Source organism: Polaromonas sp. P1_G4 (genome assembly GCF_056405475.1).
Genome location: NZ_JBFUCA010000474.1, coordinates 1 through 3,357 on the forward strand (window position 1 = coordinate 1; position 3,357 = coordinate 3,357).

The following is a 3,357-nucleotide window of genomic DNA, read 5'->3' on the forward strand; positions in this document are numbered from 1 at the left end:
ATTCCAGGGGGTGATTTCAGGTACTGGGACAGCAGGCGCGGCAAACCGGGTAGCAGCTTGGCATAAGCAGGCGCCTCCGCCTTGAGCTGCGCCAGCAATTTTTCCGGGCCCACCTGCTCGAGCATCCATTTCTCGAGAAAAGGCTTGGCGGTGCTCCAGAGGTCCAGGTCGGGGTCCAGCTCACGCCCCAGTCCCTCGATGTTCAACAGGGTTTTTTGCAGCAGCACCAGCTGGGGCTGGATTTCGACATGGAAACGGCGCGAGGTCTGAAACAGACGCATCAGCACCAGCCCCAACGAAATTTCCCTGAGCGGCCGATCAAAGTAGGGTTCGCAGCACGCACGAATGGCGGCTTCCAGTTCGTCCACCCGAGTCTCGGGCGGAACCCAGCCGGATTCCAGGTGCAACTCGGCCACCCGTTTGTAGTCGCGCTGGAAAAACGCGCTGAAATTCTGTGCGAGGTATTCCTTGTCAACCTCGGTCAGGGTGCCCACGATTCCGAAGTCCAGCGAGATGTAGCGGCCGAATGTTTCCGGCGCCAGACTGACCTGGATATTGCCGGGATGCATGTCGGCATGGAAGAAACCGTCGCGGAATACCTGGGTGAAGAAGATGGTGACGCCGTCGCGCGCCAGTTTTTTCATGTCGACACCGGCATCGCGCAGGCGCTGGGCCTGGCTGATGGGAACGCCTTTCATGCGCTCCATCACCATGACGTCGGGCATGCAGAAGTCCCAGACCATTTCAGGGATCATCACCAGGTCAAGGTTTTGCATGTTGCGGCGCAGCTGGGCCGCATTGGCCGCCTCACGCAGAAGGTCCAGCTCGTCGTGCAGGTATTTGTCGAATTCGGCCACTACCTCGCGGGGCTTGAGGCGTTTGCCATCAGCCGACGCGCCTTCCACCCAGCCGGCCATCATGTGCATCAGCGCCAGGTCTTTCTCGATCGCCGGCAGCATATTGGGCCGCAGCACCTTGACGGCCACTTCGCGGCCACTTGGCAAGATGGCGAAGTGCACCTGGGCAATCGAGGCGCTAGCTACGGGGATTTGTTCGAAGCTGGCAAAGATGCGGTCCAGCGGCCGGCCAAAGGCTTTTTCGATGATGGCGACGGCGACGGCGGACTCAAAAGGCGGCACCCGGTCCTGCAGGCGCGCAAGCTCGTCGGCGATGTCGGGCGGAAGCAGGTCGCGCCGTGTCGACATCACCTGGCCGAACTTGACAAAGATGGGCCCCAGGCTTTCAAGCGCTTCGCGCAGGCGCTCGCCGCGCGGTGCCTTCAGGTTGCGGCCCAGCGAAACGATGCGGGTCAGCAAACGGATCCAGGGACGCTCGAAACTGGAGAGCACCAGCTCATCCAGGCCAAACCGGAGCACGGTCCAGACGATAAAAACACCTCGGAAGAGGCGACTCATGCAGCAGGTGCTTTCACTGGCTCGGCATCGCCGCCTGTCGCAGAAGGACCCGCCTTGGGCGCCGTTTCAGGGGGTTGGGCACCGGTGGTTGCTGCCGCAGAGGAAGGAGGAACCGACGCAAGAGGTGTACTTGCCAAAAACTGCTTGAGCCCCGCAAAAATTCGCCGCCCGGCGTCGGCCACTGCATGTGCAGGAGCGTCACCGATCAGCCGCGAAAGGTCCTCTTCGGCATCCCAGCGCAGGTTTTCAGCCAGCCAGCCCAGTTCGGCGGCCAACTGCACGTCACCCTCGATTTTCACCGGCGGCGGCTTGCCGGCCAGCACAGACTGCATCACGGTCAGCGGCGATTCAGTAGCCACAGCCAGCAGCAGGTCCGGCTTGGCAGCAGGCTGGGCCCGGTCCACCAGGCCCGCCGGTGTAACCACCAGGTCAATCGCAAACAGGCCCCAGCGCAGATGCACCACGCGCCCCTTTTGCCGCAGCAGACGGTCCTGCGCCTGCTTTTCCTGCATCAGGACATGGTTCAGGAAGAGCACCAGCCGTTGCTGCCCCTCATCCACCACCCAGGCGGGCGGCTGAAAGCGGGTGGCAATGGATTCCAGAAATGAAAAAGGGGACGTGGTATTCATACGTCCCCCGATTCTGACATGGCCCCCACGGTCACGCACTTCGTGGCGTAACCCAGTGGAAAGAGTATTTCACCAGCAGGCGCCGCGGAACCGGCTTTGCCGGGCCGCAGGCGCCGCCCCCTGAAAGGGGGGAACAGGCTACATGAAGTGAGCCTGGACGGGGGTTATTGGAGAGCCTGTACACCGGCGACCAGCCAGCCGCTGCCGYCGCTGCGTGGCTTGGTCATGTTCCAGACTTCGCGGAAGGGGCTGGCGCCTGCGGAGGCGTCTTCGCGGATCATGCCGGAAAACTCCACGCTGGCCATGTAGACATCGCTCAGTTCCTCGATGCCCAGCAATTGCGCATCCAGCATCACGACCTCGGTCTTGTTGACCTGGCCGCCGGTATGCGATTCGCGGTCGGCAAGCTGGGTCTTGATCTGCTCGAGCATGTCGTCCGTCATCATGGCGCGCAGGTTCTGGATGTCGGAGCGGTCCCAGGCATCCTGCAGCGTGACGAAGTTGGCCTTGCTGGCCTTGAGGAAGCCTTCGGCGTCAAAACCGGCCGGAACGCCCCAGGACTGCACACCCAGCAAGGCCGAGCCGATCATGGAACCGCCTGCGGGCGCTGCCGCATCGTATTTGTTGGCATCAAAAGCCATGCTACTGCGTTCCCAAGGGCGCGCGGATGCATCGTTGCCGACGTTCTCAGGGCTGTAGTTCTTGGGGGTGGTGGCGTTGCCCGCACCCTGGAAGGCAAAAGGCGCCTGCCCGGGCGCAGAGCCTTGCGCGCCAGCCGCTCCGCCCTTGAATTTGCGCATGATGAAGCCGATCACCAGCATGACCACCAGCGCCAGCAAGGCAAACATGATGATCTGGCCGAAGGCGCCGCCCAGGCCCAGCGATGAAGCCAGCCAGGCCAGGCCCAGACCTGCGGCCAGGCCGCCCAGCATGGCGCCCCAGGGTTTTTTGGGCGCAACAGGCGCCGGCGTTGCCGCAGGGGCTGCCGGTTTGGCGGCATTGGCACCACCAGGCGCCGCCTCACGCTTGGTCACGTTGGACGACTGCTTGCCAAATGACGAACCACCGCCCAGTCGTTTGGCGTCAGCAACCGTTCCCCCCAAAGTCAGGGTTAACGCAAGCGCTGCGGAAAAAATTGCCGACCAGATTTTCATATCGTCTCCTTGATCACGGTTTTGAGGCCGTTTGACTTTTCAACACTTGATTCCAACATGCAATGCCACAACTCCGCCTGTCATGTTGTGATAGTCCACATGGCCGAAACCACTTTTATGCATAAGGGCTTTCAGTTCGTCCTGGCCGGGGTGCATGCG

At 62.1% G+C, this 3,357-nt stretch carries 4 protein-coding genes; all 4 read right to left on the bottom strand.

What is annotated here, in order from left to right:
* Positions 1–1,415, bottom strand: a 1,415-nt coding sequence (gene ubiB / locus AC1D1X_RS18985) for a ubiquinone biosynthesis regulatory protein kinase UbiB (protein WP_477698892.1), incomplete at its 3' end; no start/stop codon positions are given.
* Positions 1,412–2,044, bottom strand: coding sequence for a hypothetical protein (locus AC1D1X_RS18990; RefSeq protein WP_477669820.1), 633 nt, complete (start codon positions 2,042–2,044; stop codon positions 1,412–1,414). The genes AC1D1X_RS18990 and ubiB, both read right to left, overlap by 4 nt.
* Positions 2,045–2,208: 164 nt before the next feature.
* A complete protein-coding gene (locus AC1D1X_RS18995; RefSeq protein ID WP_477698893.1) occupies positions 2,209–3,198 on the bottom strand; it encodes a Tim44 domain-containing protein in 990 nt (329 codons plus the stop codon).
* A 39-nt stretch (positions 3,199–3,237) separates the two neighbouring features.
* A partial coding sequence (locus AC1D1X_RS19000; protein ID WP_477698894.1) for a class I SAM-dependent methyltransferase occupies positions 3,238–3,357 on the bottom strand: 120 nt, incomplete at its 5' end.

Coding starts and splice junctions, on each gene's coding strand:
- AC1D1X_RS18990 (WP_477669820.1), bottom strand. CDS start 2,044: ATGAATACCACGTCCCCTTTTTCATTTCTGGAATCCATTGCCACCCGC.